Annotated in this window: 20 protein-coding genes and 2 pseudogenes; 18 read left to right on the plus strand and 4 right to left on the minus strand. The window is 37.5% G+C overall.

The window, feature by feature from the left end; translation table 11 throughout:
* Positions 1 to 55: 55 nt before the first annotated feature.
* On the minus strand, positions 56 to 178 hold the full coding sequence (locus tag BLT_RS25065) for a TMEM164 family acyltransferase (RefSeq protein WP_449267250.1): 123 nt from the start codon (positions 176 to 178) through the stop codon (positions 56 to 58).
* Positions 179 to 440: 262 nt separating this feature from the next.
* On the opposite strand from BLT_RS25065, the gene BLT_RS0109830 reads away from it, so the two are divergent.
* Positions 441 to 1,751 carry a globin-coupled sensor protein gene (locus BLT_RS0109830; protein WP_017727623.1) on the plus strand — a complete coding sequence of 437 codons (1,311 nt, stop codon included), beginning with the start codon at positions 441 to 443 and terminating at the stop codon, positions 1,749 to 1,751.
* 141 nt (positions 1,752 to 1,892) lie between these two features.
* Here the strand turns inward: BLT_RS0109830 and BLT_RS0109835 are convergent, their stop codons facing one another.
* Positions 1,893 to 4,037, minus strand: coding sequence for an ATP-dependent Clp protease ATP-binding subunit (locus tag BLT_RS0109835; RefSeq protein ID WP_017727624.1), 2,145 nt, complete (start codon positions 4,035 to 4,037; stop codon positions 1,893 to 1,895).
* A gap of 350 nt (positions 4,038 to 4,387) precedes the next feature.
* Here BLT_RS0109835 and BLT_RS0109840 point away from each other — a divergent pair, with 350 nt between their 5' ends.
* The 5 genes and pseudogenes from BLT_RS0109840 to BLT_RS0109865 all read left to right on the plus strand — a co-directional run bounded on the left by BLT_RS0109840 (position 4,388) and on the right by BLT_RS0109865 (position 9,788).
* On the plus strand, positions 4,388 to 5,551 hold the full coding sequence (locus BLT_RS0109840) for an acyl-CoA dehydrogenase family protein (protein WP_017727625.1): 1,164 nt from the start codon (positions 4,388 to 4,390) through the stop codon (positions 5,549 to 5,551).
* A 460-nt stretch (positions 5,552 to 6,011) separates the two neighbouring features.
* The gene (locus BLT_RS0109845) at positions 6,012 to 6,356 is read left to right on the plus strand and encodes an acyl-CoA dehydrogenase family protein (RefSeq protein WP_017727626.1); all 345 of its coding nucleotides are present in this window, start codon (positions 6,012 to 6,014) and stop codon (positions 6,354 to 6,356) included.
* 167 nt (positions 6,357 to 6,523) lie between these two features.
* The gene (locus tag BLT_RS0109855; RefSeq protein ID WP_017727628.1) at positions 6,524 to 7,672 is read left to right on the plus strand and encodes a thiolase family protein; all 1,149 of its coding nucleotides are present in this window, start codon (positions 6,524 to 6,526) and stop codon (positions 7,670 to 7,672) included.
* 100 nt (positions 7,673 to 7,772) lie between these two features.
* Positions 7,773 to 8,082, plus strand: a pseudogene (locus BLT_RS23090) (fatty-acid--CoA ligase); the annotation flags it as partial.
* Between the two features lie 149 nt (positions 8,083 to 8,231).
* Positions 8,232 to 9,788 (plus strand): fatty acid--CoA ligase, encoded by a 1,557-nt coding sequence (locus tag BLT_RS0109865; protein WP_017727629.1) that lies wholly within the window; start codon positions 8,232 to 8,234, stop codon positions 9,786 to 9,788.
* A 149-nt stretch (positions 9,789 to 9,937) separates the two neighbouring features.
* Here the strand turns inward: BLT_RS0109865 and BLT_RS0109870 are convergent, their stop codons facing one another.
* A complete protein-coding gene (locus BLT_RS0109870; protein WP_017727630.1) occupies positions 9,938 to 10,798 on the minus strand; it encodes a metal-dependent hydrolase in 861 nt (286 codons plus the stop codon).
* A 409-nt stretch (positions 10,799 to 11,207) separates the two neighbouring features.
* On the opposite strand from BLT_RS0109870, the gene BLT_RS0109875 reads away from it, so the two are divergent.
* The 12 genes and pseudogenes from BLT_RS0109875 to BLT_RS21730 all read left to right on the plus strand — a co-directional run bounded on the left by BLT_RS0109875 (position 11,208) and on the right by BLT_RS21730 (position 24,447).
* Positions 11,208 to 11,636, plus strand: a complete 429-nt coding sequence (locus BLT_RS0109875; RefSeq protein ID WP_017727631.1) for a disulfide formation protein C — start codon at positions 11,208 to 11,210, stop codon at positions 11,634 to 11,636.
* Positions 11,633 to 12,109, plus strand: a complete 477-nt coding sequence (locus BLT_RS0109880; protein ID WP_017727632.1) for a thioredoxin family protein — start codon at positions 11,633 to 11,635, stop codon at positions 12,107 to 12,109. The genes BLT_RS0109875 and BLT_RS0109880 overlap by 4 nt, the downstream gene beginning before the upstream one ends.
* Before the next feature lie 360 nt (positions 12,110 to 12,469).
* Entirely contained in the window at positions 12,470 to 13,348 is an 879-nt protein-coding gene (locus tag BLT_RS0109885) for a LysR family transcriptional regulator (RefSeq protein ID WP_017727633.1), read from the plus strand.
* Positions 13,349 to 13,782: 434 nt separating this feature from the next.
* A complete protein-coding gene (locus BLT_RS0109890; protein WP_026105060.1) occupies positions 13,783 to 14,799 on the plus strand; it encodes a TRAP transporter substrate-binding protein in 1,017 nt (338 codons plus the stop codon).
* A 15-nt stretch (positions 14,800 to 14,814) separates the two neighbouring features.
* Positions 14,815 to 15,315, plus strand: a complete 501-nt coding sequence (locus tag BLT_RS0109895) for a TRAP transporter small permease (protein ID WP_017727635.1) — start codon at positions 14,815 to 14,817, stop codon at positions 15,313 to 15,315.
* Positions 15,312 to 16,592 (plus strand): TRAP transporter large permease, encoded by a 1,281-nt coding sequence (locus BLT_RS0109900; RefSeq protein ID WP_017727636.1) that lies wholly within the window; start codon positions 15,312 to 15,314, stop codon positions 16,590 to 16,592. Before BLT_RS0109895 ends, BLT_RS0109900 begins: the two co-directional genes overlap by 4 nt.
* Positions 16,593 to 16,668: 76 nt before the next feature.
* Positions 16,669 to 17,369, plus strand: a pseudogene (locus BLT_RS23095) (IS5/IS1182 family transposase); the annotation flags it as partial.
* Positions 17,370 to 17,502: 133 nt separating this feature from the next.
* Positions 17,503 to 18,387, plus strand: coding sequence for a DMT family transporter (locus BLT_RS0109910; RefSeq protein ID WP_017727638.1), 885 nt, complete (start codon positions 17,503 to 17,505; stop codon positions 18,385 to 18,387).
* A gap of 174 nt (positions 18,388 to 18,561) precedes the next feature.
* Positions 18,562 to 19,656: a zinc-dependent alcohol dehydrogenase gene (locus tag BLT_RS0109915; protein WP_017727639.1), complete on the plus strand. Its 1,095-nt coding sequence runs from the start codon at positions 18,562 to 18,564 to the stop codon at positions 19,654 to 19,656.
* 547 nt (positions 19,657 to 20,203) lie between these two features.
* A complete protein-coding gene (locus BLT_RS0109920) occupies positions 20,204 to 21,391 on the plus strand; it encodes an MFS transporter (RefSeq protein WP_017727640.1) in 1,188 nt (395 codons plus the stop codon).
* A gap of 84 nt (positions 21,392 to 21,475) precedes the next feature.
* Positions 21,476 to 22,486, plus strand: coding sequence for a TAXI family TRAP transporter solute-binding subunit (locus BLT_RS0109925; RefSeq protein WP_017727641.1), 1,011 nt, complete (start codon positions 21,476 to 21,478; stop codon positions 22,484 to 22,486).
* Positions 22,487 to 22,530: 44 nt separating this feature from the next.
* The gene (locus BLT_RS21730; protein ID WP_017727642.1) at positions 22,531 to 24,447 is read left to right on the plus strand and encodes a TRAP transporter permease; all 1,917 of its coding nucleotides are present in this window, start codon (positions 22,531 to 22,533) and stop codon (positions 24,445 to 24,447) included.
* A gap of 354 nt (positions 24,448 to 24,801) precedes the next feature.
* Here BLT_RS21730 and BLT_RS0109940 read toward each other — a convergent pair whose 3' ends face one another.
* Positions 24,802 to 25,290, minus strand: a complete 489-nt coding sequence (locus BLT_RS0109940; protein ID WP_017727644.1) for an aromatic-ring-hydroxylating dioxygenase subunit beta — start codon at positions 25,288 to 25,290, stop codon at positions 24,802 to 24,804.
* Between the last annotated feature and the right edge of the window lie 24 nt (positions 25,291 to 25,314).

Consider the following 25,314-nt stretch of genomic DNA (forward strand, 5'->3'; position numbering starts at 1 on the left):
TATTTAGTTTATATTCCCTTAATAAAAAAATAAAAGTGTCCCGATGGAATCAGCCTTATGTATAGTTTGATCCATTTATTTTATTAACGATAAATACCAAAATAGCTATTATATTTAAACTAACAAAGGATTTTACAACGGACATCAATGTTACTTCATATTTTAACACCCAAATCATAGATAAAATGATGCAATGTGATGAAGAGTTAAAAATAAGCACCTTTCAGATAGGCTTCTGGATTAATGAATTCTGCAAACATATTCCAATCACCTCTTTTACAAGTATTTTGAAGCATCTTCTACAACAAGCACTATGGAAATAATCTAATTTCCTACAAATTTCACCAATTGTTATTGCCGATTACCTATATCTTGTATAATATTAGAAATAGTCTAGGAGAAAAATCGCCAATCAATAATTATAGAAAGTAGGTAATTTTGTGAAGCAACTTTTTGCAGGCTCCAAAAAAAGAAACAGTTCTACGAAACAGTCGATTTTTTCCTCTTTGAATGAGAATGGCTACATACAGCCCGATCTAGTAAAAGGATCAGAGCTTGAAAAGCAAATTAAGATGATCGACTTAACGGAAAAAGATTTATCTATTATGCATGCATGTCAACAGCAATTGGAACCTTATCTAGATGAGATTGTTACAACATTTTACCAAAATTTAGAGTATGAAGCATCTCTTCTAACCATTATTTCTGATCATAGTTCCGTTGAGAGATTAAAAGGAACATTGAAAACACATATACATGAGATGTTTTCAGGTCATATTGATCAAAAATACATAGATAAACGAATTCGTATTGCAGAAATCCATGTGAAGATTGGTTTGCAGCCAAAGTGGTACATGTGTGCATTCCAAGATTTATTAAAATCTTTTTTGACCATCTTAGAGCCACATGTAACGACAATCGAAGAATATCGTGAACTAACGCTCGCTTTAACGAAAATCTTAAACCTAGAACAACAAATTGTTTTAGAGGCCTATGAATCGGGAAATGAACGAATTCGTAACGAGGCAGAGCGAGAAAAACAAAAAATAAATGAACAAATTAGTAGAAGTGCTGAGGAATTAGCGGCAATAAGTGAACAGTCAAGTGCTGCAATCGAAGATATCTTAGTAAAATGCAATGAAGTAGAAGGTCTTACAAAAGTAGGATCTGAAATAGCAGTGGCAACTGAAAAGAAATCAATGGAGGGGAAAGACCGGATTGGTCATCTTGGTTCCTTGGTCAAAGGAACAAAGGAAACCATTGAAACCATTGCAACAGGAATGGGCAATCTTACGAATACATCAAAAAGAATTGAACAAATTGCAGATCTTGTTACATCGATTGCAGAGCAAACCAATTTATTGGCACTTAATGCTGCCATTGAAGCTGCAAGAGCTGGTGAGCACGGAAGAGGATTTGCCATCGTGGCAGACGAAGTTCGTAAGCTTGCGGAAAATACAAAGTCCTCAGTATCTGAAGTTGTAAAGCTTGTTAATGACATTAATTCCTATACAAATTCGATTAATTCATCGATTGCAAAAGGCATAGAAGGCATTGAAGAAAGCTCGAAAGAATCTGCAGCAACAAGTGAATTTTTTAATCAGATTGTTTTGTCGATGAACGATTTAAAAGCAAAGAATGTTACGATCTCGAATGAAATGACAAATTTAACAAAAACATTAGAGGATATGAGCAATGCTGTGAAGCAAGTGGCTGTGTCATCCGATAATTTAAACACGATTACTCAATGAAACATAGAAAAATGACAAAATCACAATGTTAAAAATCAATCGGAAATCTGGAACTGCACCTCCAATTATTAATAATTGGGTGCAGTTGTTTTTGAATAAAAAAGGAGTTGTCTCGTTTCGTGAGACAGCCCCTATTATCAGTTATTTATTCATTGCAACATTGATTTCATTATTGCTGAGGGTAACATAAACTGAATCTATATTTCCTTGGTCAATAATTAATTCGGTAACCTCATCCTCGATTTTTTCTTGAATCACACGACGCAGTGGACGTGCTCCATAAGCTGGATCGTAACCAAGTTCAGCAAGCTTTTCCTTCGCTTCAAGGGTTACATCCATGACGATTCCTTGCTCATCAAGTCGTTCCTGGAGTTCATTGAGCATAAGATCGACAATTTTAATGAGGTCTTCTTTTTCAAGGTGGTTAAATTCTATGATCGCATCAAAACGATTGAGGAATTCAGGCTTAAAGTATTGATTGAGTGATTCAAGAATCCCTGCTTTTTTAGGAATACTTGGTTCCTTATCAAAACCAACGGCGATTTTCTTCACTGTGCCAACTCCAGCGTTGGACGTCATGATCATCACCGTGTCTTTGAAGTTCACAACGCGACCTTGACTATCAGTGAGGCGACCATCTTCGAGAATTTGCAAGAACATATGCTGCACGTCAGGATGAGCTTTTTCAATTTCATCTAATAGAACAATGCTGTAAGGGTTGCGGCGTACTCGTTCAGTTAGCTGTCCACCCTCGTCATGTCCCACATAGCCTGGAGGAGAGCCGATTAATTTAGAGACGGAGTGTTTTTCCATATACTCACTCATATCAAGTCGGATCATGGCATTTTTGTCACCGAAAAGTTCTTTTGCTAATGTTTTCGTTAATTCTGTTTTACCTACCCCAGTAGGACCGACAAACATAAAGCTGATTGGACGATCTTTAGGCTTTAATCCGGCTCGGCTTCTTTTTACGGCTTTAGCTACCTTTTCAACAGCTTCTTTTTGACCAATTACATTGCTTGCAAGTCTGTTTTGTAAGTCTTTCATTTTTTCTTGCTCAGCACTTTGTAGCTTTTTCACAGGGATACCCGTCTGCTTTTCAATAAGATCCTGAATATGTTCAACGGTCACTTCAATCGTTGGTTCACTCGTTTCACTTGCTAATTTTTGACGAAGCTCATGCTCTTCATCTCGCAATGCCGCAGCACGCTCATACTCTTCTTTTTTCATCGCTTCCTGCTTTTCTCGTTCAATTGCTTGCAGGCGCTGATGTAAATCATCCTTCGTTGAGTTCCCATTTGCTAACGCAAGCTTGGAGCCCACTTCATCCATTAAATCAATCGCTTTATCTGGTAAGTAGCGATCTTGGATATAACGATTTGATAGCTGAACACATGCTTGCAGCACTTCGTCTGAATAGTGTACTTGGTGGTATTTTTCATAGATTGGACGTATGCCCTTCAAAATCTCCAGCGCTTTGTCTAAAGCAGGTTCTTTCACAGTAATTGGTTGGAACCGCCGTTCAAGAGCAGGATCTTTTTCAATTTTACGGTATTCATTTAACGTTGTCGCACCAATGAGTTGTAGCTCCCCTCGAGCAAGTGCAGGCTTTAAAATGTTTCCTACGTCCATGGACCCGTCTGAAGTAGAGCCTGCCCCTACAACCATATGAAGCTCATCAATAAATAAAATGATGTTCTTTCTTTGTTCAAGTTCACTAACAAGCTGTTTCATTTTCTCTTCAAATTGCCCTCGATAGCTTGTACCAGCAATTAATGAAGATAGTTCAAGTTCGTATACTTCTTTATTTTTCATTTTTGTTGGAACATTCCCTTGAGCAATACGAAGGGCAAAGCCTTCTGCAATGGCTGTTTTACCGACACCTGCTTCACCGACTAATACAGGGTTATTTTTAGTACGACGGCAAAGCACTTGAATCATACGTTCAATTTCTTCATCCCGTCCGATGACTGGGTCAATACGCCCTTGTCTTGCTTCAGCTGTAATATTTCTTCCGTGTTCGTCTAAAAATCCATTGCCACCCGTTGTCTGTTTTGTTCGAACTTGTGTAGCATATGGATTCATTCCGTTTGTATGATTAAATGAAGATTGATTCATGAATTTTTTAAAGAAGTCATCAAAGGAAGAAAAATCACCACCGAATCCAAATGGCTGCTTTACTTGGCGATAACATTGCTCGCACAAATGAAGTTTGTGATTTTGATAGTTGATAACTAAGCTCATATTTACATTTGCCTCACGGATTTGACAGTTTTGACATTTCATTTGAAATTCCTCCTTTTAAACGTAGTGTTTTTGACTATCTTTGACCTTAGAGTGAAAAAAAGTAGCGGAATTATACCGCATCTTTGACTTTGACTATCTTTGACCTTTATTTTAAATAATAACCTTTTGTTCGTCAATAGGATTTTTTAAAAGGGCAATCAAGTGTTTAAGGTAGCAAATAAAGCTATTCTTATGGAAAATTGTAAAATTTACGTCCAAGTTTCAAAAGACACTGCTGTAAAATTAATTGGTGCAAAACAGCTTAATAGTAAAAGCGTGATAAATTTGATATGGTAAGTTGAAACAACAAGAACATTTCACTTGAAAGCTGGATTTTAGGAGGTCGAATGATGAACCTGAGGCAACTAGAGACAATGGAAGAGCGAGTACAGTTATTAAAAGAGGTTGTCCAGCCTTTTAAGCAACGAGCTTGGAAGCATGACAGAGAAGCAACATTCCCAAAGGATAATATTGAGGATTTAAAAAAAGCTGGCTATACTTCATTAACGGTTCCAAAACAATATGGTGGCAAAGAAATTTCCCTTTTTGAAATGGTTCAGCACCAAGAAACAATTGGAGCAGCAGATGGTGCCACTTCTTTATCAATCGGTTGGCATATAGGACTCATTAAGCATTTGGGTGAAACAAGGGTTTGGGATGAATCGATTTATGAAAAGGTTTGTCAGGACGTTCTGCACAAACATGCACTTATAAATGCAGCAGCAACGGAAGCGCAAACAGGAAGCCCTACCCGCGGGGGAAAGCCTGGAACGACAGCTAAGAAAATGGAAGGGAATTGGTACATTTCAGGAAGAAAAATTTTTACAACAATGTCACCAGTTCTAAATTATTTTATTGTGAGCGCAGCAATAGAAGGGACAGATGATGTAGCTAATTTTCTAATTCCGAAAGAAAGCAAAGGATTACAAATTGAAGAAACATGGGATATGATGGCCATGCGTGCAACTGGAAGTCATGATCTCGTTTTAGAAAATGTAAAAATTGGGGAAGAGGGCCTTGTTGAATATATAACACCAGGAAATAAACCGGCTGCTGGATGGCTGCTACATATTCCGGCATGTTATCTTGGTATTGCCCGTGCTGCACAGGAATACGCCATTAGCTTTGCAAAACAGTATTCACCAAACAGCATTCAAGGAACCATTAGTGACCTCCCTCATGTCCGGCAAAAAATCGGTGAGATGGAATTGCGATTACTTCAAGCACGTTCTTTTCTTCATGCCATTGCTAATAAATGGGATCAGACTCCGTTTGAAGAAAGACAATTAATGAACGCTGAACTTGGTGCAGTGAAGCATGCGGTTGTGAGTCATGCCATTGAAGTTGTCGATCTGGCCATGCGAGTGGTGGGAGCGCTAAGCTTATCAAATAAAAATCCATTGCAGCGTTACTATCGTGATGTTCGTGCGGGTCTTCACAATCCACCGATGGATGAAATGACGGTAATGCTGTTAGCAAAAGAAGCGATGGAAAGGATTGGTGAGAAACCGTGATACCTTCAGGAAAGTGTTCATCTAGAGGCTGTTACATAACGAACGTGTTTGATTGAAAATGCGAACAATGCACAACCTTAGCGGAGGAAATAGACGTAGAGTCCTGCGGGAGCAATGGCAAGGGTGAGACCCAACAGTGCAAAAAGCACGAGGAGGCTCACCAGCCGCCCGCGGAAAGCGAAGGATATGTTCGAAGTAATTGCTATGCAGCAACGATCATGACGTTCGGATTTCTCTTCAATAAAAACTCTTTTGTCTCAGTCCTTTTTTCGATTAATACGTATGCTAAAAATAGTAAGAAATTTCTGTTAATTTATAACTTTCTGAAATACTTGTTTGTTCAATGTTATAATATGTAAACCAGTAACGAAAATCCGTCAAAAAAACAGCTTCTATAAATAATAATTGCATTTTGTTGCTTAGTACCTTTAAAGATAGAAACAAAACGGGAGGGATTCAATTGAATGCTTCTTATTTAACGGCGGAACATCAAATGTTTCGCAAAGCTTTACGAAATTTTTTAGAAAAAGAAGCCTATCCTCATTATGCTCAGTGGGAGAAAGATCGAATCATTCCAAGAGAACCATGGCATAAAATGGGTAGAGAGGATTTTTATGTCCTTGGCGAGATGAACGGTGGTGTAGGAGCTGATATTAGCTATTCCGTTGTACTGATTGAAGAACGCGAAAAAGTAGGATCAAGCTTACTTGGAATCGGACTTCACAACGATATCGTACTCGAGCTCGCTGGGAAGGTAGTTCGCTATTATCTTTATAAAACAAAGGATCTTCGTTATGTCTCATAAGCAGGTTTCCACCTATCATTCTTTTCTGAATATGACAGTAACTAGAACACTAGAAGTAGGTGAGCAAGCTGCAGAATTATTAACCGGTATCTTAAACATTTTTCAAACGAAAATTAAGCGGTTACAAAACGAAAGAATTATTCGTTTTGAAATAAAGGAGGCCTTTCATGAGAGAAGTTGCAATTGTTGAAGCTGTCCGCACCCCCATTGGAAAAAGAGCTGGAAAATTAAGTACGATCCGTTCCGATGAATTATTAGCGTTGGCATTAGATGAACTGATGAGACGAAGCGGGATTGAGAAAAAAGAGGTTGAAGATGTCATCATTGGCTGTGTGACACAAGTTGGGGAACAAGCATCGGATATTGCAAGAATCTCAAGCTTGATTGCTGGTTTTCCAATTGAAGTCCCAGGTACAACCATTGACCGGCAATGTGGTTCAAGCCAGCAAGCTGTACACTTCGCTGCTCAAGCGATTTTAAGTGGAGATATGGATGTTGTGATTGCTGGAGGAATTGAAAGTATGACAAGGGTGCCTATGTTTTCAAGTATGCAGGGCGTCTCCTATAGCGAGAAATTGACTAGTAAATACGAAATGATCAACCAAGGACTATCAGCCGAGCGTATTGCAGAAAAATGGGGATTTTCAAGAGAAGAGCTAGATGAGTATTCGTTTGAAAGCCATAAAAAAGCCTTAACAGCACAAGCGGAGGGTCGATTCGAGCGAGAAATGATGAAAATTGATGTGAGAACAGACACAGGTGTTGAGATTGTCAGAGAAGACGAAGGACCAAGAAAAGATACGACTTTGGCGAAGTTAGCTAACTTAAAGCCTTCTTTTAAAGAGGATGGAAGGATTACAGCAGGGAATGCTAGCCAAATTAGTGACGGTGCTGCTGCGTTACTGTTAATGTCTCGTGATAAAGCCGATAGACTTGGGCTAAAACCTCGCTTTCGAATCATTGCAAGGACCGTTGTTGGTTCAGACCCAACCTTAATGCTGACAGGACCGATTCAAGCGACGAAAAAAGTTCTACAAAAAGCAAATTTGCAAATTGAAGAGATGGATGTTTTTGAAGTGAACGAAGCATTTGCCTCAGTGCCGCTCATATGGTTAAAAGAAACGGGAGCAAAACGAGAAAAGCTTAACCCAAATGGAGGAGCAATCGCCCTTGGCCATCCGTTAGGGGCGAGTGGAGCCCGCATTATGACAACGATGCTATATGAATTAGAACGAAGGAGAGCCCGTTATGGTCTTCAAGCCATTTGTGAAGGGCTCGGAATGGCAAATGCGACGATTGTTGAGAGGCTTGATTGATGAAACGAATGGGGGAAATTTATAGAGATAAGAAACTGTGTTGCTCTAGTGCTAGATTTAGATGAGCATGAAACACCTTCAATCCGAGCAAAACAAGGACCTTAAAATTAAAGTCATCGGTGCAAATGGGGAAGTCGAATGGAACGGAGAAGAAATGGGCGAGCTTCTCATTTGTGGCCCGTGGATTGCTGACGAATACGTGGATGACGAGCGCAGCAAAGTGGCTTTTCGAGAAGGATGGCTTCATACTGGTGATGGTGTAACCAGTGATAAACAAGGTTTTATTAAAATCGTCGATCGAACGAATCAAAAGTGGGGGCGAATGGATTTCGTTCGCTGATCTAGAAAACGACTTGATGGCATACGAAGCTGTGCTTGAAGCAGCCGTTGTTGCGTTGTTTGAGAAGGAATAGCAGGAGCGTCCTGTTGCGTGTGTCGTTGTTCGGAAATTTTTCAAAAAGAGAGTTGTGAGCGCGTCTAAAAAGTTCACCTAACCATTCAGATTAACTTTCGTAGGTAAGAGATTAGAAATAAAAATTCGAATAAAGGAGGAGAAAGGATGACTACATTACGAGATGTTTTTGAACAATCGGTGCTAAAATATCCGAATAAAGAGGCGCTGTACGATGTGCGTTCAAATGAACGTTTGACTTATATGGAATGGGATAAGAAAGTCAATCAGGTTGCACAAGCACTAATAAACGAAGGGGTAGAGAAAGGGGATCGTGTTTCCGCTGTTTTGTTTAATACGAGTGAATTTGCTACTGCCTATTTTGCATGCATTAAAATTGGAGCTGTCTTTAATCCTATAAACTTTCGGCTTACGTCCAAGGAAATTGAGTACATTTTGCAGGACGCTGAGCCAAAAATCGTTCTATTTGAAAAAGCAGTTAAATCACAGATCACACCGATTGCCGATAAGCTTAAAGCTACATCGCTTTGGTATATCGATGACGACACACCAGAATATGCAAAAAGTTATCATCAACAGATTGCTTTGGCCTCACATGAGCGACCGAACATAGTGCTTACAGAAAATGATCTTTATGCCATGATGTATACAAGTGGAACAACTGGACGGCCAAAAGGGGTTTTACACACCCATCGTGACATGGTTGATCAAAGCATGATTATGATTGGCATGCAGCGGATAACCAATCGAGACAGAGGACTATCAGTCGCACCAATGTTTCATTGTGCAGAGCTTCATTGTGCCTTTTTGAGCAGAGTTCACATTGGAGCAAGCCAGGTGATCTTGCATCATTTTGAAGCGAAAAAAGTATTGGAGCTCATTGAACGAGAAAGGATTACAACATTCTTTGCAGCACCGACAATGTGGAATATGCTGCTGCAGGAAAATATCGCTTCCTATCAACTGTCTTCATTAAGACAAGGGCTGTATGGAGGTGCACCAATGGCGCCTGCTTTGGTAAAAGCGATCACGGAAAGAATGGAGCTTCAGTTGCTTCAAGCCTATGGAATGACAGAAATGGGCCCAGCGATTACATTTTTAATGGAAGATGAACAATTACAAAAAGCCGGTTCTGCTGGAAAGCCATTAATAAACCATGAGATAAGAATCGTTCGAACAAATGATGAGGATCTCTCCGAACCGGAAGCGGTAGCTGACGTCGGTGAACGAGGCGAGATCATTGTACGGGGACCGAGTATGATGCTAGGCTATTACAACAGAGAAGATGCAACAAAAAAAGCGATCTATAAGGGATGGTACTATTCTGGTGACATTGGATATATTGATGATGAAGGGTTTCTGTGGGTTTGTGACCGGGTTGATGACATGATTGTAAGCGGAGGAGAAAACATTTATTCAAAAGAGGTTGAGGATGTTTTATTCGATCATTCAGGGGTTCTTGATGTCGCTGTTGTTGGTGAACCCGATGAACACTGGGGCCAAAGAGTCGTCGCATTTGTTGTGAAAAAGGACCCAAAGCTAACAGAACAACAACTTGAGCACTTTTGTAGATTAAGTGATAAGCTTGCCAATTACAAACGGCCTCGGCGCTATTATTTTGTGAACGAATTACCAAGAAACGCAAGTGGGAAGCTGCAAAAGTATAAATTAAGGACAGACACCCCTCCCTTTCAACAGGGATAAAACAAGTTCGTCAATCATTAAGTGAACCCTTTCAATCAAGGGGTGAGAGCGACAGGCTTCTTATTTAGATGATTTTAAAAGCTACATCGCTTTTTTTAATAAGAAAGCAAGGTTGACTTCTTAAAGTCAACCTTGCTTTGTTATACAAGTTATTTCATTATATATTCAAATAAAAAGGATTGACCATTTTGATAGAAACGAGGATCGTAGACACCAATACGGTCATCGTCATCGACAATCACCACAAAAGGCGCCCATTCATAGAGTGTCTTTGCTTCAGGTCGTTCTTCAAAAAGAGACGAAAGATCAGCCTCTTCAGCAGATTCTAAGGTGTACTGAAGCTCCTCATGACCAAATAGATTCGTTGAGATAATTTCAACTGTTCCCTCATTTTTTCCAATGACAGAAAAGTTCCATGGAATAAAGCTTGCTGATAGCACATGCTGCTCATAGTCATCATGATACGATTGATAAATATAATAGCCTTGTGCCGATTGTATACCAACATGAAGAAGAATGAGAAGCCAAATAATATGATAAACCCGGTATGTTGCTTTCTTGTGTCGTTTATAAAGGTATCCTCCAAGAATGATTACCCAGATGACGACATCAACAATCGGTAAGGTTCCAAAGGTAATTCGAGTTGACGAAATTGGCTCAAAATAGCCAGTGCCCCATGCATTAAATAAATCACTCGTATTGTGAATAAACACGGCAAGCATGCCAATATAAAACAAGCGCCTGTCTTTCACCCGCCAGATGAGATAGGAGATTATGATAAGAATAAGAGCCCATACTGGAACCATAAAAAGGGAGTGTGTAATGCCTCGATGCCACATTTGGTATTGACCTTCTGTATCCCAGAGCTGAGAAATCACATCAATATCAGGAATTTGACTTCCACCCACTGCAGTTAGAAAGTACGCTTTTTTTAGTTTCTCAGACATGCCTTCCTTATTAATACCACCATAAATTGTAAGACCAAATAATGTGTGGGTTACCGTATCCAACCTATGTACTCCTTTCAGCCAGTTCTTCACCTGTAGAATACCATACATTTTATTAAAAGACCCAAAACAAAGATGTGCAAAAAGTAACTTATGTACCTATTTTCTACCTGCTTTTCATCGTGATTCATTAAAAAGCTTAGCTGTATAATTGAAGAAAACTTGAAAGTATGGCGCTGAAATTGAAAGAGAATTTTTTTAATATAATCTGGCAATCATAGATTAACTTTGTTTATGCATTGAGATGAATTATCCTCACACTTACATCTTAAATTGAGAAATAGGAGTAGAATACTAGGAAAAATTCACGTGTTCGACAACCAATCTTTTTCTAGATTATGTATAATAGAGGAGATGGATTTACATGAACAGGAAGTAAGATGATAAAGTTTGCAGAGTAGAGGGTTAGAATATGAACAAAAAACTTGAAAATATATTGCTTTTTGCTTGGTTGACATCACTTGTTGCAACACTAGGATCGTTGTATTTCTCACAAATTCGTCAGTATGAGCCTTGTACACTTTGTTGGTATCAACGTATTTTCATGTACCCACTCGTGATTATTTTACTTATTGGAATGATTCAGAAAGATGTAAAAGTTGCTGTCTATTCAGCGGTTTTATCTTTGATTGGATTCTGTCTTTCAGCCTACCATTATGCATTGCAAAAGCTTGATTTCTTTGCTGAGGCAGCTCCATCATGCGGTCGTATACCATGTACAGGTGAATATATAAATTGGTTTGGTTTTGTTACCATTCCTTTTCTCGCAGGCACAGCTTTTGTCATCATTTTTATTTGTAGTCTTGTTATTTTGATACAGGCGGAGGAGGATAAATCATGAAAAAAGTGATCATTTTTGGCGGAATCGTCGTTCTTTTATTTGTTAGTCTAGCTGTTGTATCAACTATGCAGCAAACTAAAAAGGCGGAGGGGAACCCCTTTGGGAAAAGTACCTTACACCCTGCTACGATTGATATTATGGATGATCCAAATTACCAGAATGTCATCCTTCCAGATGAATTAGAAGAGCGTTTAACAAATGGGGATGATGTGACGGTTTATTTCTATAGCTCAACGTGTTCGTTTTGCAAAGAAACGACGCCGCGTTTGGCGCCGCTGGCTCAACAAATGGACGTTGATTTAGTTCAATATAACCTTTTGGAATTTGAACAGGGCTGGTCTGATTATAATCTTCAATCGACACCAACCGTTGTTCATTATCAAAATGGTAAGGAAGTAGCGAGAGTCGTTGGCAGTGCCCAAAATGAAGAATACGCAATGTTTTTTAGTGAACATGTATTAAAAAATAGATAAATGTTTGTTCGAGACAATTCTTTTAAGGGATTGTCTCGTTTTTACTAAAAGCAGAAGGCCGCTTCGAGAATCTGAAAGAAAAACCCTTAATCGTGCTACAATTGGCGAAATAAGTTTAACGTAAAAGGGTCTTGCTTCTCTGTAAAAAATGGAGACTTATCATTCGTCACAAAATTTAATTAAAGAGCATATTATTTTGTTTTACTGAGCTTTACACGCTTGGTTCTGAAAGGGAAATGGAGCAGTTCAGATAAAATTGTTCCTTTTATTTTTTATTTTAATTATTGTTATATTCAAAAAATGCTAAAATTAATAGAGAGCTATACTTAAATCAAACATCTAGAGCGGGGTGCTAAAAAAATGGAGTTAAAATATATTGAAGCTTTTTTAAAGATTGTTGAAAAAGGGAGTTTTTCAGCGGCAGCGAACGATTTAAACATTACTCAACCAACGATAAGCATTAGAATTCAGCATTTAGAAGACCAATTAAACACAAAGCTTTTTAAAAGAGTAAGTGGAAGGAAGATTATGTTAACTTCTGAAGGTGAGAAAATTTACCCATATTTTAAAGAAGCCTGTCATCTCATTGAGGAAGGCTGTAACGCTCTTTCGAATCGAACGAAGAAAGTCACCATTTCTTGTCCAAATCATATGGGGGTAGAGGTGCTCCCAGAATTATTAAAAGTTCTTTATGCGGAGTTTCCAACGATTGATTTCGAGGTGAAAATTGCCACTACTGATGAAAGTTTAAAGGCGATTCGAAATGGTGAGATTGAATTCGCTTTCGCCTATCTTGAGTCGGAAGATCAATACATTGATGAAATTAATATGGTGAAGATTTCGAATGAAATCAATACACTTGTCTGTGCACCTGATCACTCTTTTGCAAAGAGGGGGCATATTGCTGCTTCTGATTTAATACAAGAACGACTAATTGTATATAATCGTGACTTCTCAACGACTAAATTAATCGAACAGTATTTACTAAATCAAGGTGTCAAAAATTATAAAACAGTTGAAATTAACAATGTAGGCTGGATTAAAATGATGGTACGTAAAGGCCTTGGTGTCGCCTTTTTGCAAAAAATGATTGTCAATGACGAATTAAAAAGTGAAAAACTAGTTGAAGTACCACTTTTAGAGCCACTAACACCTACACCAATCTACTTAATCTTTAAGAAAAACATTGCAAAAGACTTGCGGCAGACAGTGATAAAAGCTGCGGAGAATTTGATGTAAGCTCATAAAAAGATGGATGTTGTTAAATGTGCTTTTGTAAACAAGACAAGAACCAGCTAAGACACGATTGGCTGGTTCATTTCTTTTCTTAACGTATGATTAAAGCATCTGTTGAATAAATCATAGACTAGTAGACACTAAGGATTTTTTTATACTATGCCATTTACTTTATTTATGACTGATATATAAACAATCAATTTGAATGGTTAAATTGTAAGCGCTATTATAAAGATTATAAAGAATATTAGAAAAAATTAGTTTGGAGACTTAAGTGGCAGAAGGGTTTTAAATAAATTTCTAAAATATCCAATGTTTTTAATACTTGTTTTGTCAAAGACTCTTAAAACTAATTATTCCAAAAAGTCTTTGTTCTGAAAGCGTTAACAAAACAACAGTAATCAAACTTTAATAACGTAGGGGGAGATTAAGTGAGAATGAAGAAGTTATTACCTTTTTTATTGTTATTCTTTTTGTTGATTGCAGGCGCCTGTAATCAACAGACATCCGGGGGAACTAAAGACAGTGCTCAAGCAGCATCAAGTGACATTCATGAATTTAAATTATCAACGATTGTACAAACTAGCCACACTTGGGTAGCAGCTGCTGAAAAGTTTAAGGAGGAGTTAGAAACACGAACAAATGGTAGAATGCAGGTTGAAATTTATCCTGCCAGTCAATTAGGACCGGAAGCTGATGTTATTCAACTTATGTCTGTTGGTGCAGTAGACTTTGGATTTATTACAAATGCATATTTAGCTTCAAGAGTCGATTCTTTAAATGCATGGTTTATGCCTTTTTTGTTTGATGGAATTGAAGATGCAGCTAGGATGAGAGATTCGGAAATTTCAAGAAAGTTATTAGATACCCTGGAAGAGCAACAGATTACTGGATTAGATTGGTTGTTTACAGGAAGCCATAGCATTTTAATGAAACAAGGGGTTATGGATTCCCCAGAGGCTTTTGTTGGAAAGCAAATTCGAGCTCCTGGTTCTGTCGTCATTAATGACTTCTACCAGCAACTAGGCGCAAGTCCTCTTCCAATGCCAGTATCAGAAGTTTACACTTCATTACAAACGGGGGTCATTGATGGCATTAATGCAAGTGTCGATTCAATATTTACAGAAAAATTTCATGAAGTGGCAGACGATTTTACACTTTTAAATCAATTTGCTTTTAATGCAGCTGTAGTTATGAGCACTGCTACCCTTGAGAAGTTATCAGAAGAAGATAAAGAAATTGTACTAGAGGCAATGAGAGTAGCCATTGATTACGGCAATGAAGTAGCAATAAAAAAGGATTATGAAGGTCTTGAAGAGCTGAGACAACAAATCAAAGTTCATGAGTTGGATGATTTCGAGGCTTTTAGTGATGTTCGAGACAGCATTTATAATAAGTATTCAGAAAAGGATCCCTTGATTAAGGAACTGATAGAAGAAGCTCAGAAACAATAATAGGAGGTATTGTTTATGGTGTGGATAAGTAAGATAAGTGATTTTATTTTAAATATAGAAAAAATTCTTGTTACTGTATTACTCAGTATAATGTTTTTGTCGCTAACTGCCGGTGTTGTATTTCGATATTTCTTAAATAATCCGCTTCATTGGTCAGAGGAAGTAGCGATTTTTACTCTTGCATGGCTAACGTTTATTGGTGGGAGTATGACAATTAAACGGCAGCAAACAGCTGCCGTGACCTTTTTGATGGAACGGTTATCGGGAAGGACGTATTATTTATTAAATCTACTGTCCTATTTAACGATATTTGTATTTAGCTTGTTTGTTTTTTGTTTCTCTATTCCTTGGATTCTATCTCCAAATATAGCTTTTCAAAAATCGTTGGCAATGCAAATGCCTATGATTTATCCTTATTTAAGTGTACCAGTTGGTTTTTTATTCTTAACCATTCACTCTTTGGAACTTCTGCTTAAGAATTTTAAATATTCTGAGGGGGGAAGTAAAGAGGCATGATTACATTACTAGCGTTTATGATATTGCTGCTTATTGGAGTTCCTATATCAATTGTTCTTGGTGTTACTAGTATTATTTACATTTTTACTAGTGGAAATATAGAATTGATTAGTATTGTCCCCCAAAGAATATATTCAGGTATGGAAGCGTTCAGTCTCATCGCAATTCCTCTTTTTATGATGGCAGGCGAACTAATGAATTCAGGCGGGATCACAACCAGACTGATTCGTTTTGCTCAATCCATTGTCGGACATTTTAAAGGAGGACTAGCATATGTCAATGTTACTGCAAATACATTTCTTGCTTCAATTTTAGGATCGTCATTAGCTCAAACAGCCATGATGTGTCGTGTTATGGTTCCAGCTATGGAAAAAGAGGGATATAAACGTGAATTTAGTGCTGCCACTACTGCTTCATCGGCAATGCTGGGAGCCATACTTCCGCCTAGTATGATTTTTATCATATATAGTGTCGGTGCAGGTGTTTCAATAGGTTCAATGTTTTTAGCTGGCATTATCCCTGGAATATTACTGGCAATATCGTTCATGTTACTAATCGTATATTTTGGCTATCGTCTAAACCTACCAAAATCAGAAAAAAAACCGTTAAAGATAGTTGTTAGCTCTTTTTTACAAGTTGTACCTGCATTATCCGTACCTACTGTCATTATTTTAGGAATATTAAGTGGGGTATTTACTGCGACTGAATCGGCTGCTATCGCATGTGTGATCGCAATAATTGCTGGATTGTTTATTTATAAAGAACTCAAAATATCTGACTTTCCTAAAATTTTAATAAATACAACGTTAACTACAGCGACAGTGACATTGCTTATTTCAATGGCTAAGTTATTCGGGCTCGTTATCACCTTTGAGCGTATTCCTCAACTTCTTGCTGAATGGATGACAACGTTAACTGATAATCCACTTGTTTTTCTGCTATTAGTTAATTTATTTGTATTAATTGTTGGAATGTTTATAGATGGAATTGCTGCGCTTATTATTATTACACCGATCATTGTTCCAATAGCACTATTATTTGGGATTGATCCGATTCATTTTGGAATTATTCTTTGCTTGAATATTGTGATTGGAAGTCTAATTCCTCCAGTTGGGGCTGGATTATTTATAGCTTCATCTGTAGCAAATGTTAAAATTGAAATTTTAGTCAAAGCTGTTCTGCCATTTTTAGCAGTTGCATTATTTGTGTTACTTATTGTTACATATTGGCCTGACCTTGTATTATGGTTACCGCAAATGTTTACTGCAAGTACGTAATTTACATGTAACTACTATTAGATGTTGATAAGAGTAAGTAACGACTCTAGCTCTCAAACTGGTGGAAGACTCCCTTATGACTATTATACGACAAGAAAGCCTATTTAACCTGTAAGATTTATATGATTTAGAACCTGCCCATCGTTTTGAAGGGGTATACTCGACCATTGATATCTATACGATTTTACGGTTGTTTCAAAAAAGCCCTTTATGGTGCGCCTGTTCTGCTAAACTATGCCGCTATGATTTACTCACTGGCGGCTAGAATTCTCGAATGAATTTCAATAAAGATCTGATAGAATGTTTGTGTTCCGTTTAGATTATGGATTCCTTCTTTCTGATGCGATTTCAGCTGAAGTATCTATTCAAGAATGCATAAAAATAAGTGAATCAGATATTCTTGAGCGTTTTCAAGAAACGCAAATTTCTCAAGCCATTTTAGAAGGGTTTCCGAAAAAATGCGTTCGTAAATCAAAGAAAGAACAAGAAAAGTGGCTTCAAGAACAAGCTGAACGTGAAGCAGCTCTGCCGATTTTTGAAAAAACGATTGAAGCCCTCTTGATAACCCTTTAAAGGAGTTACGAGCCACTTGCACCTAAATAGGAGATTAAGAAAAACAGTCAAGGAAAGAATGCTTTTTGGTTTGGCTACAAAGGACATGTAGCCGTTGGACACAAAAGCCAGTACATTCTTCAATCTCTTTTTTCGTTTGGGGATCTCAATGATGGAAAAACGGCAATTCCTTTATTAAAGGGCATTCAAGAGCGCCTTTCAATGCATATGCAGACAGGGTAATTCATTTTTAGAAACAGAAAAACGAAATATTCGGTTCTTTTATGATTCGCTAGCTAGGCTTTATGAAATTGATTCAAATACAAAGTAATAAACTAAACGTGGCAAGGAGCAAAAAATGGGGTTTCTATTTTCATTTTTATGTGCGTTGTTTTTCGCGATTAGTAATATTTGCTTAAAAAAAGGCATGCGACTATCAGAGAAGGATAACGGCATTTTTTTAACAATGAGTACAAACATTATCATTTTAACGATCGCTTTTTTGCTCTACCGAATTTTAGCTGAAAACCCTTCTCCACCAACCGTAATGGGTGTGATGTTTTTTGCTGTTGCTGGTTTTCTTACAACCTATTTCGGAAGAACAATGCTATTTTCAGGAATACGCAGAATCGGACCTTCTCCTGCTGTTGCAATCAAGAATTCTCAGCCAATATTCACCTTGATTTTTGCCATTTTTATTTTACAAGAAAGGCTGGGCCTGTATCCATGGATTGGCATTTCAATGATCTTTTTAGGGCTATTTATCCAAGGGTATCAACAGTTCACAATTCCTAAAAAGGATCTAAATAAAATTGGTTTTATTTTTTCACTTCTAGCTGCCTGTGGTTTTGGCGTTGGTCAAGGTGTTCGTAAACAAGCGATCACATCCTTTAATGACCCTTTTGCTGGGGCTTTAATCGGAGCGTGTGTCGCTATCCTTATTTTTGTATGTATTGAAGCTCGTAAAAAAACGTTAACAGAAACAGTGAAACGAAACGTTTATTCATTTAATAAATATTACTTAATTGCGGGAATTGGAACAAGCTTCGCTGTCTTGAGTTTCTTTGTCGCACTTTGGTACACAAAAGTCGCTTATATTTCGGCGATTGTAGCAATTGAGCCTATTATCACGATAATATTAAGTTCAATTTTTTTAAAGGCAGAAGAGCAGTTCTCTCGTCCGTTAATTGTGTCTGCGGTTTTAATTTTCTTAGGAGCAGGTACCATTGCATTAACTGGATAATGCAAAGAAAATGGAAGGTTAATTGTGTTTCTTTATTAATAGAATAAATAGGTAGGATAGAAACAACCAATTGGAAAACGCTATCTTTCTATGTGACAATTTTCTTATTAAAGAATCTATTTATCAAGCGTATTTGTTTTATTCAGTTATTAACAATATATTGGAGGCAAAAAGATGAGTGGAACAACATTATCAGCAGTTGCAACAGGTGTGAAGCAAACAGAAATAAAGGAAATTGGACTTCCTGAAATTTCCGAAGATTCAGCGCTTTTAAAAGTGGAAATTGTTGGAGTGTGTGGGACAGATGTTGCGTATTATAAGAAAATAAGTACCCCGATGATTTTGGGGCATCATGTTGTCGGTTTCATCGAAAAAATAGGTCCAGTTGCCGCTGAACGCTGGGGTGTAAAAGAAGGGGATCGTGTAGTGATGGAGGAATATATTCCTTGTGGACAATGCGAACTATGTCGTACAGGGTATTTTCGTTTGTGTTCGCAAACAGATCCAAGACGAAACGGGATCCGTTACGGTGTGACCCCTACATCGGTTGAACCAGCCTTGTATGGTGGGTTTAGTCAACATATGTATTTGCATCCAAATGCTGTTCTGCATCCACTTCCTGATCATGTTCCAGCCGTTGAAGCGGCCTTAACCTTACCAATATCGAATGGCTTTGAATGGATGAGCTTAATTGGAAAAGCGGGTCCTGGGTCTGTTGTTGTCATTCAAGGGCCTGGTCAACAGGGGCTAGTCTGTGCATTAGCAGCAAAAGCATCAGGGGCTGAAACCGTCATCGTTACAGGAAGAAAGACGAGTATCAAACGGTTGGAATTGGCTCGGAAATTAGGAGCCGATTACACGGTAAATGTTTCAACTGAAGATTTGGTTGAACGAGTTAGTGAAATAACGGGTGGAAAAATGGCTGATCTTGTAATCGATGTAACAAGTGGAGGGACAGAGCCTGTCGTTTCATCTCTCCATGTCGCAAAAACGAGAGGAACTGTCTTGCTTGGCGCGTCAAAAGGCCACCTTTTTCAAGATTTCGATCTAGATGTTATTTACAATAAAAATCTGACGATAAAAGGTGTTCGTGGCCATAGTTATAAATCGGTACAGATGGCAGTAGAGTTTATTTCTTCTGGTAAATTTCCACTTGGCATAATGAATTCACATAACTACAAATTAAGTGAAACAGACATGGCTTTAAAAACTGCTGGTGGAGAAGGAGAGCCTTTTCCGCTATTGGTTACGGTTTCTCCGTGGTTATGAAACTTTTATTTAAAATAAAAATAACATGAGAATCTGACTTTCTCCAAAACCAAAGGGTGTGTCTCACAAGTCGAATTTTCGACGATTGGACCACCCTTTTTCTGAATAAAAATGTTGTATATTACTTTTTTGGTATAACCCCTTTGCTTAATTAAGAATCTTTCTTTAATGTCCCTTTGTTATAATGATGTCCTCCTGTTTTTCAAGAAGCCTACATAGCTTTAAAGAATCCTTTTTGAATGTTACTAAAAAATAATCATATTTGTTCCAACATATTGAACATCCTCTTTGAAGTTCAATACAAAGCCTATAAAATCAGAATTAATAAATAAAACAGAAAATTGAGAAATGAAAGAAGGTGAAGCAGAAATCTTGGCTTGGAAACTAGAAAGTATGGGTTACCATTATACTGTTCTAATTCAAAGCTTTGGTAGGTCTGTACAAACATCGATTTTTAAGGTGCGAAAGTTGAGTAAATAAAAAAAGAATTTTGGTCTAAAACGTTTAAAATGGAATCTGCGATTTCGAAATGAGAATGGAGATTTAAATGAATCATCCTACTAAAGTAAACTTGCAGATCTTATGGATAGTCGGTATTTCTCATCTTATTATTGATACCACAACTGCTGTTGTGCCAGCTCTTTTACCAATCTTACAATACAATCATGGGCTCACTTATTTTCAATTAAGTTTAGTGGTGTTTGTCGTCACTGTTACTGGTTCTCTGATGCAGCCTTTAATTGGTTTAATAGCAGATAAAAAACCAATTCCCTTATTATTACCCATCAGTAGTGTGATAACTGGAGTGGGACTAATTGGTTTATCACAAGCTTCTTCGTTTTATCTCATCTTATTCATGGTCGGTTTAATTGGAATAGGTGCAGCTATTTTTCATCCAGAAGGATCAAGAGTTGCTTATTTATCAGCGGGGAATCGAAAAGGGTTAGCTCAATCTATTTTTCAAGTTGGAGGCAATGTCGGGCAGTCTCTAGGTCCTTTAATGGTAATATTACTCTTTATTCCATTCGGTCAAAAAGGTGCGCTTTGGTTTGTTCTCTTTTCTATTTTAATGATGTTAGGTTTGATACGGGTTGCCTGCTGGTGCAATCAATTAAATGTAAGCTTATCTAAAAAGAATCTACATTCACAAAATGTAGCAAAGCAATATAAAGCTCTTGGATTGCTTGTTATTTTTGTTATCATGCGTTCCTGGATTCATTTTGGTGTAGTTAGTTTTTTGCCACTGTATTTAATAAATGATCGAGGTACTAGTCTTGCAGTCGCTGAAATATATGCTTTTGTTTTTCTGTTCGCGGGTGCATTGGGGACTTTTCTAGGGGGTTATCTTTCCGACACAATAAGTAAAAAAATAATTTTGACTTACTCAATGTTAGTTGCAATTCCTTTTACATTATTAATTCCTTTTTTTGAAGGATTAATCGCATATGTAAATATTTTTTTACTGGGATTGCTGGTATTTAGTAGTTTCGCCGTCACTGTTGTTTATGCTCATCAATTAGTTCCAGGTAAAATTGGACTTACTTCAGGACTAATGTTAGGATTTGGAATTGGAGCTGGAGGAATTGGCGCCTTACTACTCGGAATAATTGCGGATTTTGTTGGAATTGTTATAGTTATTCAATTGCTAGTTATATTTCCTCTGGTTGGGTTCTTTCTATCCCTATGGTTACCATCAGATAATAAACAAAAAGTAGAAATGCAAGTAAGTAGATGAATTTGTTATTTGTCTAAACTGGTGGAAAGGAAAATGGACAAAAAAGAAAACGCTTTCACTATTTTGTAAAAGGGGGATTTTAAAATGAGCTTAAGTCGTTCACTTCTTATCACTGTATTGTTCATAAGTTTATCAATATTATTGGGTGCCTGTGGTCAGGAAGAAGCAGCTAATGAGGAAGCAATAAGTAATGGTAATTCAACAAGCGGAACGATAAATCTTACCTTTATGGCTGCTCAGCAATCTGGTGCTTGGTATCCATTAGCTGTAGGTATCACAGAGATGATGAAAAAAAATATCGATAATTTGGGGAACATTAGTATCCAACCAGGAGGTGGGGTATCAAATGTGATTGCGTTAAATAATGGTACTGGAGAAATTGGATTTTCTCAGGCTGGACCAGCTGCAGATGGATTTTTAGGAAACCCGCCTTTTCAGGAGAAAATGGAAAACGTCAAATATTTATTATCATTATTTCCTCATCAAACACATATCGTTGTCCCTAAGAATTCAGGGATAGCTACGATTGAAGATATAAAAGGAAAGAGAATAAATGTAGGTACACAAGGCTTATTAAGTGAAGATATTGCTAGTAGAATTCTTGAGATACATGGTATGACTTATGGAGATATGCAAAGTGTCCAAAACCTATCTTTTTCAGATTCTGTTGAACAAATGAAAGACGGACGTTTAGATGTCCTATTTTGGACGGTACCAGCACCATTTGCGGTACTAAACGATTTAAGTCAAAGTATGGAGATTGATTTTCTTGAATTGCCGAAGGATACGATTGATGAACTGCTTTCACAAAACGCAGGTTTTTTTAAAACGTCTTTGGATGCAGGAACATATAACGGAGTGGATTATGATGTTGCAACGATACAATCACCTATTGTTGTTATTGCAAGTAACGAGACATCTGAGGATTTGATCTATCAGACAACAAAAACCATATATGAAGGTATAGAGGAGTTGGCACAAATCAACCCGGTAATTGGTACGCTTGATCCAAAGGTTGATTTACCAATAGATATAGGTGTTCCTCTTCATCCAGGTGCTGAAAAATTCTTTAGAGAGCAAGGGTTACTTCAATAAACAATCTTTTAATTAGATTCTTTATCTATTTCAGGGAGGGTATTATGGACCAATGCAAAAAAATAATACAATGGTTTACGATCATTGTTATTTTTACAATGGGTATCTTTCATTTATATACAGGTTTCTTTGGAACATTCGAAACATTTTATCAACGATTTACCCATCTAGCGTTGGCTTTACTCATTATCTTTTTATTGAATCCCTACAAAACAAGTCACCGCACATTAACTATTTTTTTAAATAGTTGCATTGTAATTGCCTTATTTATATCTTTAGGTTTTTTGTTTTTTAATTATGATTACGTTATGACAGGTAGATTTCCGTTTGTTACTCCTCTGACGACAGGAGAAATGATATTAGGAATTGTTTTCATTGCATTGGTATTAGAAGCAACTAGGAAATTAACGGGACCCATACTGCCGCTTGTGGCTATTATATTCGTAATATATGCTTTTACTGGGCCCTTCTTACCCAGTATATTAGGACATGGCGGATATACATTAAGTAGCATTATTGATATGAATTACATGAGCACTGAAGGTATATTTAGTATTCCATTAGGAGCGAGCGCAAATTACATTGCAATGTTTATTATTTTCGGAGCATTCTTAGCACGATCAGGTGTTGGATCATTATTAATGGATATAGCAATGGGGTTAGCTGGGCGGTTTAGTGGAGGACCTGCGAAAGTTGCGGTCGTGGCCAGTGTCTTTACTGGTGTCATGAGTGGGAGTGCTGTTTCCAATGTGTTAACTTCTGGGACATTTACCATTCCTTTGATGAAGAAAATCGGCTATAAGCCTCATTTTGCAGCGGGTGTTGAAGCTTCTGCATCGACTGGAAGTCAAATCATGCCTCCGGTAATGGGAATTATTGCTTTTATGATGGCTCAATACACAGGTATTCCTTATATTCAGATTGCAGGATATGCTTTACTACCTGCCATTTTATATTTTTGGGGCGTAGGTGTCATGGTACATTATGAAGCAGTTAAGTTAAAACTCAAAGGATTGCCCAAAGAAGAGCTCCCAGATTGGAAGTCTGGTTTAAAAAAGAAGTGGCATCTGCTTGCACCAATTTTTATTATGCTCACATTGCTAATACAAGGATTTAGTCCATCCTATGCTGTTAGTTATTCAATACTAAGCATCGTGATCATTGCTTCATTACGCAAAGAAACTAGAATGGGGATTAAAGAAATTAGCGGAGCAATACAAGATGGTGTCAAAGGCATGTTAATGATCGCCGTGGCAACAGCCACAGCAGGTATGATTAGTGGCGTTTTTGGACTCACAGGCTTAGGAATTCGTTTTAGTACCTCGCTAAGTGATCTCTCCGGTGGATATATTATTTTGGCTCTAGTGTTAACAGCCTTTGTGTCGATTATCCTGGGATTAGGGCTTCCACCATCTGCATCATACATTATTCAAATCGCGGTTACCATTCCTGCTTTGGTGCAAGTATTAGAGGCTTATGAAGTTGACGTAGTATCTGCAAACGCCCTGTTATTAGCCCATATGTTTGTAATGTACTTTGCTGCTATAGCAGTCATTACTCCTCCAGATGCCATTGCATCCTTTGCGGCAGCAGGAATTGCCAAATCTCCACCAATGCTTACGGCGTTCACAGCTTCTAAATTAGCTTTTGTCGCATACTTTATTCCGTTTTTGTTTGTGTTGAATCCGGCTTATTTAATGATAGGTACCTTATTTGAAATTTCATTAGCAATTGTTGGTGGGGTGCTTGGTGTGTTGGCGCTGGGCATTGGATTTCAAGGGTATTTAAGTGAAAAGATAGGTTGGTTGAGTAGATTTTATGTACTAAGTGCAGCTCTGTTAATTTTTATTCCTTTACCCATTACAAATATTATAGGGATTGTGTTAATCCTTCTATTTTTATTCACTTCGTTAATATATAAAAACGGGAGGATTCAAAATCCAATTAATACAGAGGCTTAATCATCTCTAAGATCAATATGAAAAAATTAATAATTTTACTGATCCAGATTATGTTCAAGAGTAAGTATGGAGCTATATACGGGAACAAGATGCCAAGGATAGACTGAGCGACCAAAGGAAAGTCCACATGAGTACATCTCCTTTCGTTTTTTAGAAGTTGGTTTGACGGCCATCTTCTCTTATAACGATTGGAGATTTTTTCTGTCACTTTACCACCCCAGAAGTTTTGTTTTCACACGTGCAAAGCACATGGTTAAACTCATATAATGAAAAGAGTCCTTCCATTACGTTGAATAGGAAGGACTCGCTCTATTTGTTGTTATTCATCTCTTACAAATAGAAATTGGAAGCGCTTTAAATCGGGGTTACTAAAAGCGTTGGGATGGATAAAGTATCAAATACGACCGTTCTCTTTTTAAATTTTGGTTGACTATCTTCGAAAACAACTTCGTCAAAGTATCTTCCTGTATTAAAAATTTTTGTTTCTCCATCTAATTTTGTTTGGAATACTGCATAGTTAGACCGGACGGTAAAGACGCCGTTTTCTTCTCCTACAATTCGAATATTACTTATAAGATGCCGATAAAAATGGGGTTCATAAATATTAGCATGGCGATGAGCAGTAATCCGATCCTTTAGCATTCCTTTACTATCACAATAAATGACAGCTTGTGGGAAGTTTCGGTCATAATTTTCTCTTGAAATGATTTGGTATAAAGCATCATCCGTAAAAAATTCCGGCCACTTTTCTAACTCATCATCATCAATCGCCTCAACATATTGATGATTCAACTCTTCGATGAGTTCTTTGGCTTCGAGTAAGCTTAACACAGATTTGTTCATTACTTATCACCTCTCCTAATATCT

Origin of the sequence: Halalkalibacterium ligniniphilum, assembly GCF_000334155.1 — a bacterium.
GTDB lineage: Bacteria > Bacillota > Bacilli > Bacillales > Bacillaceae_D > Halalkalibacterium > Halalkalibacterium ligniniphilum.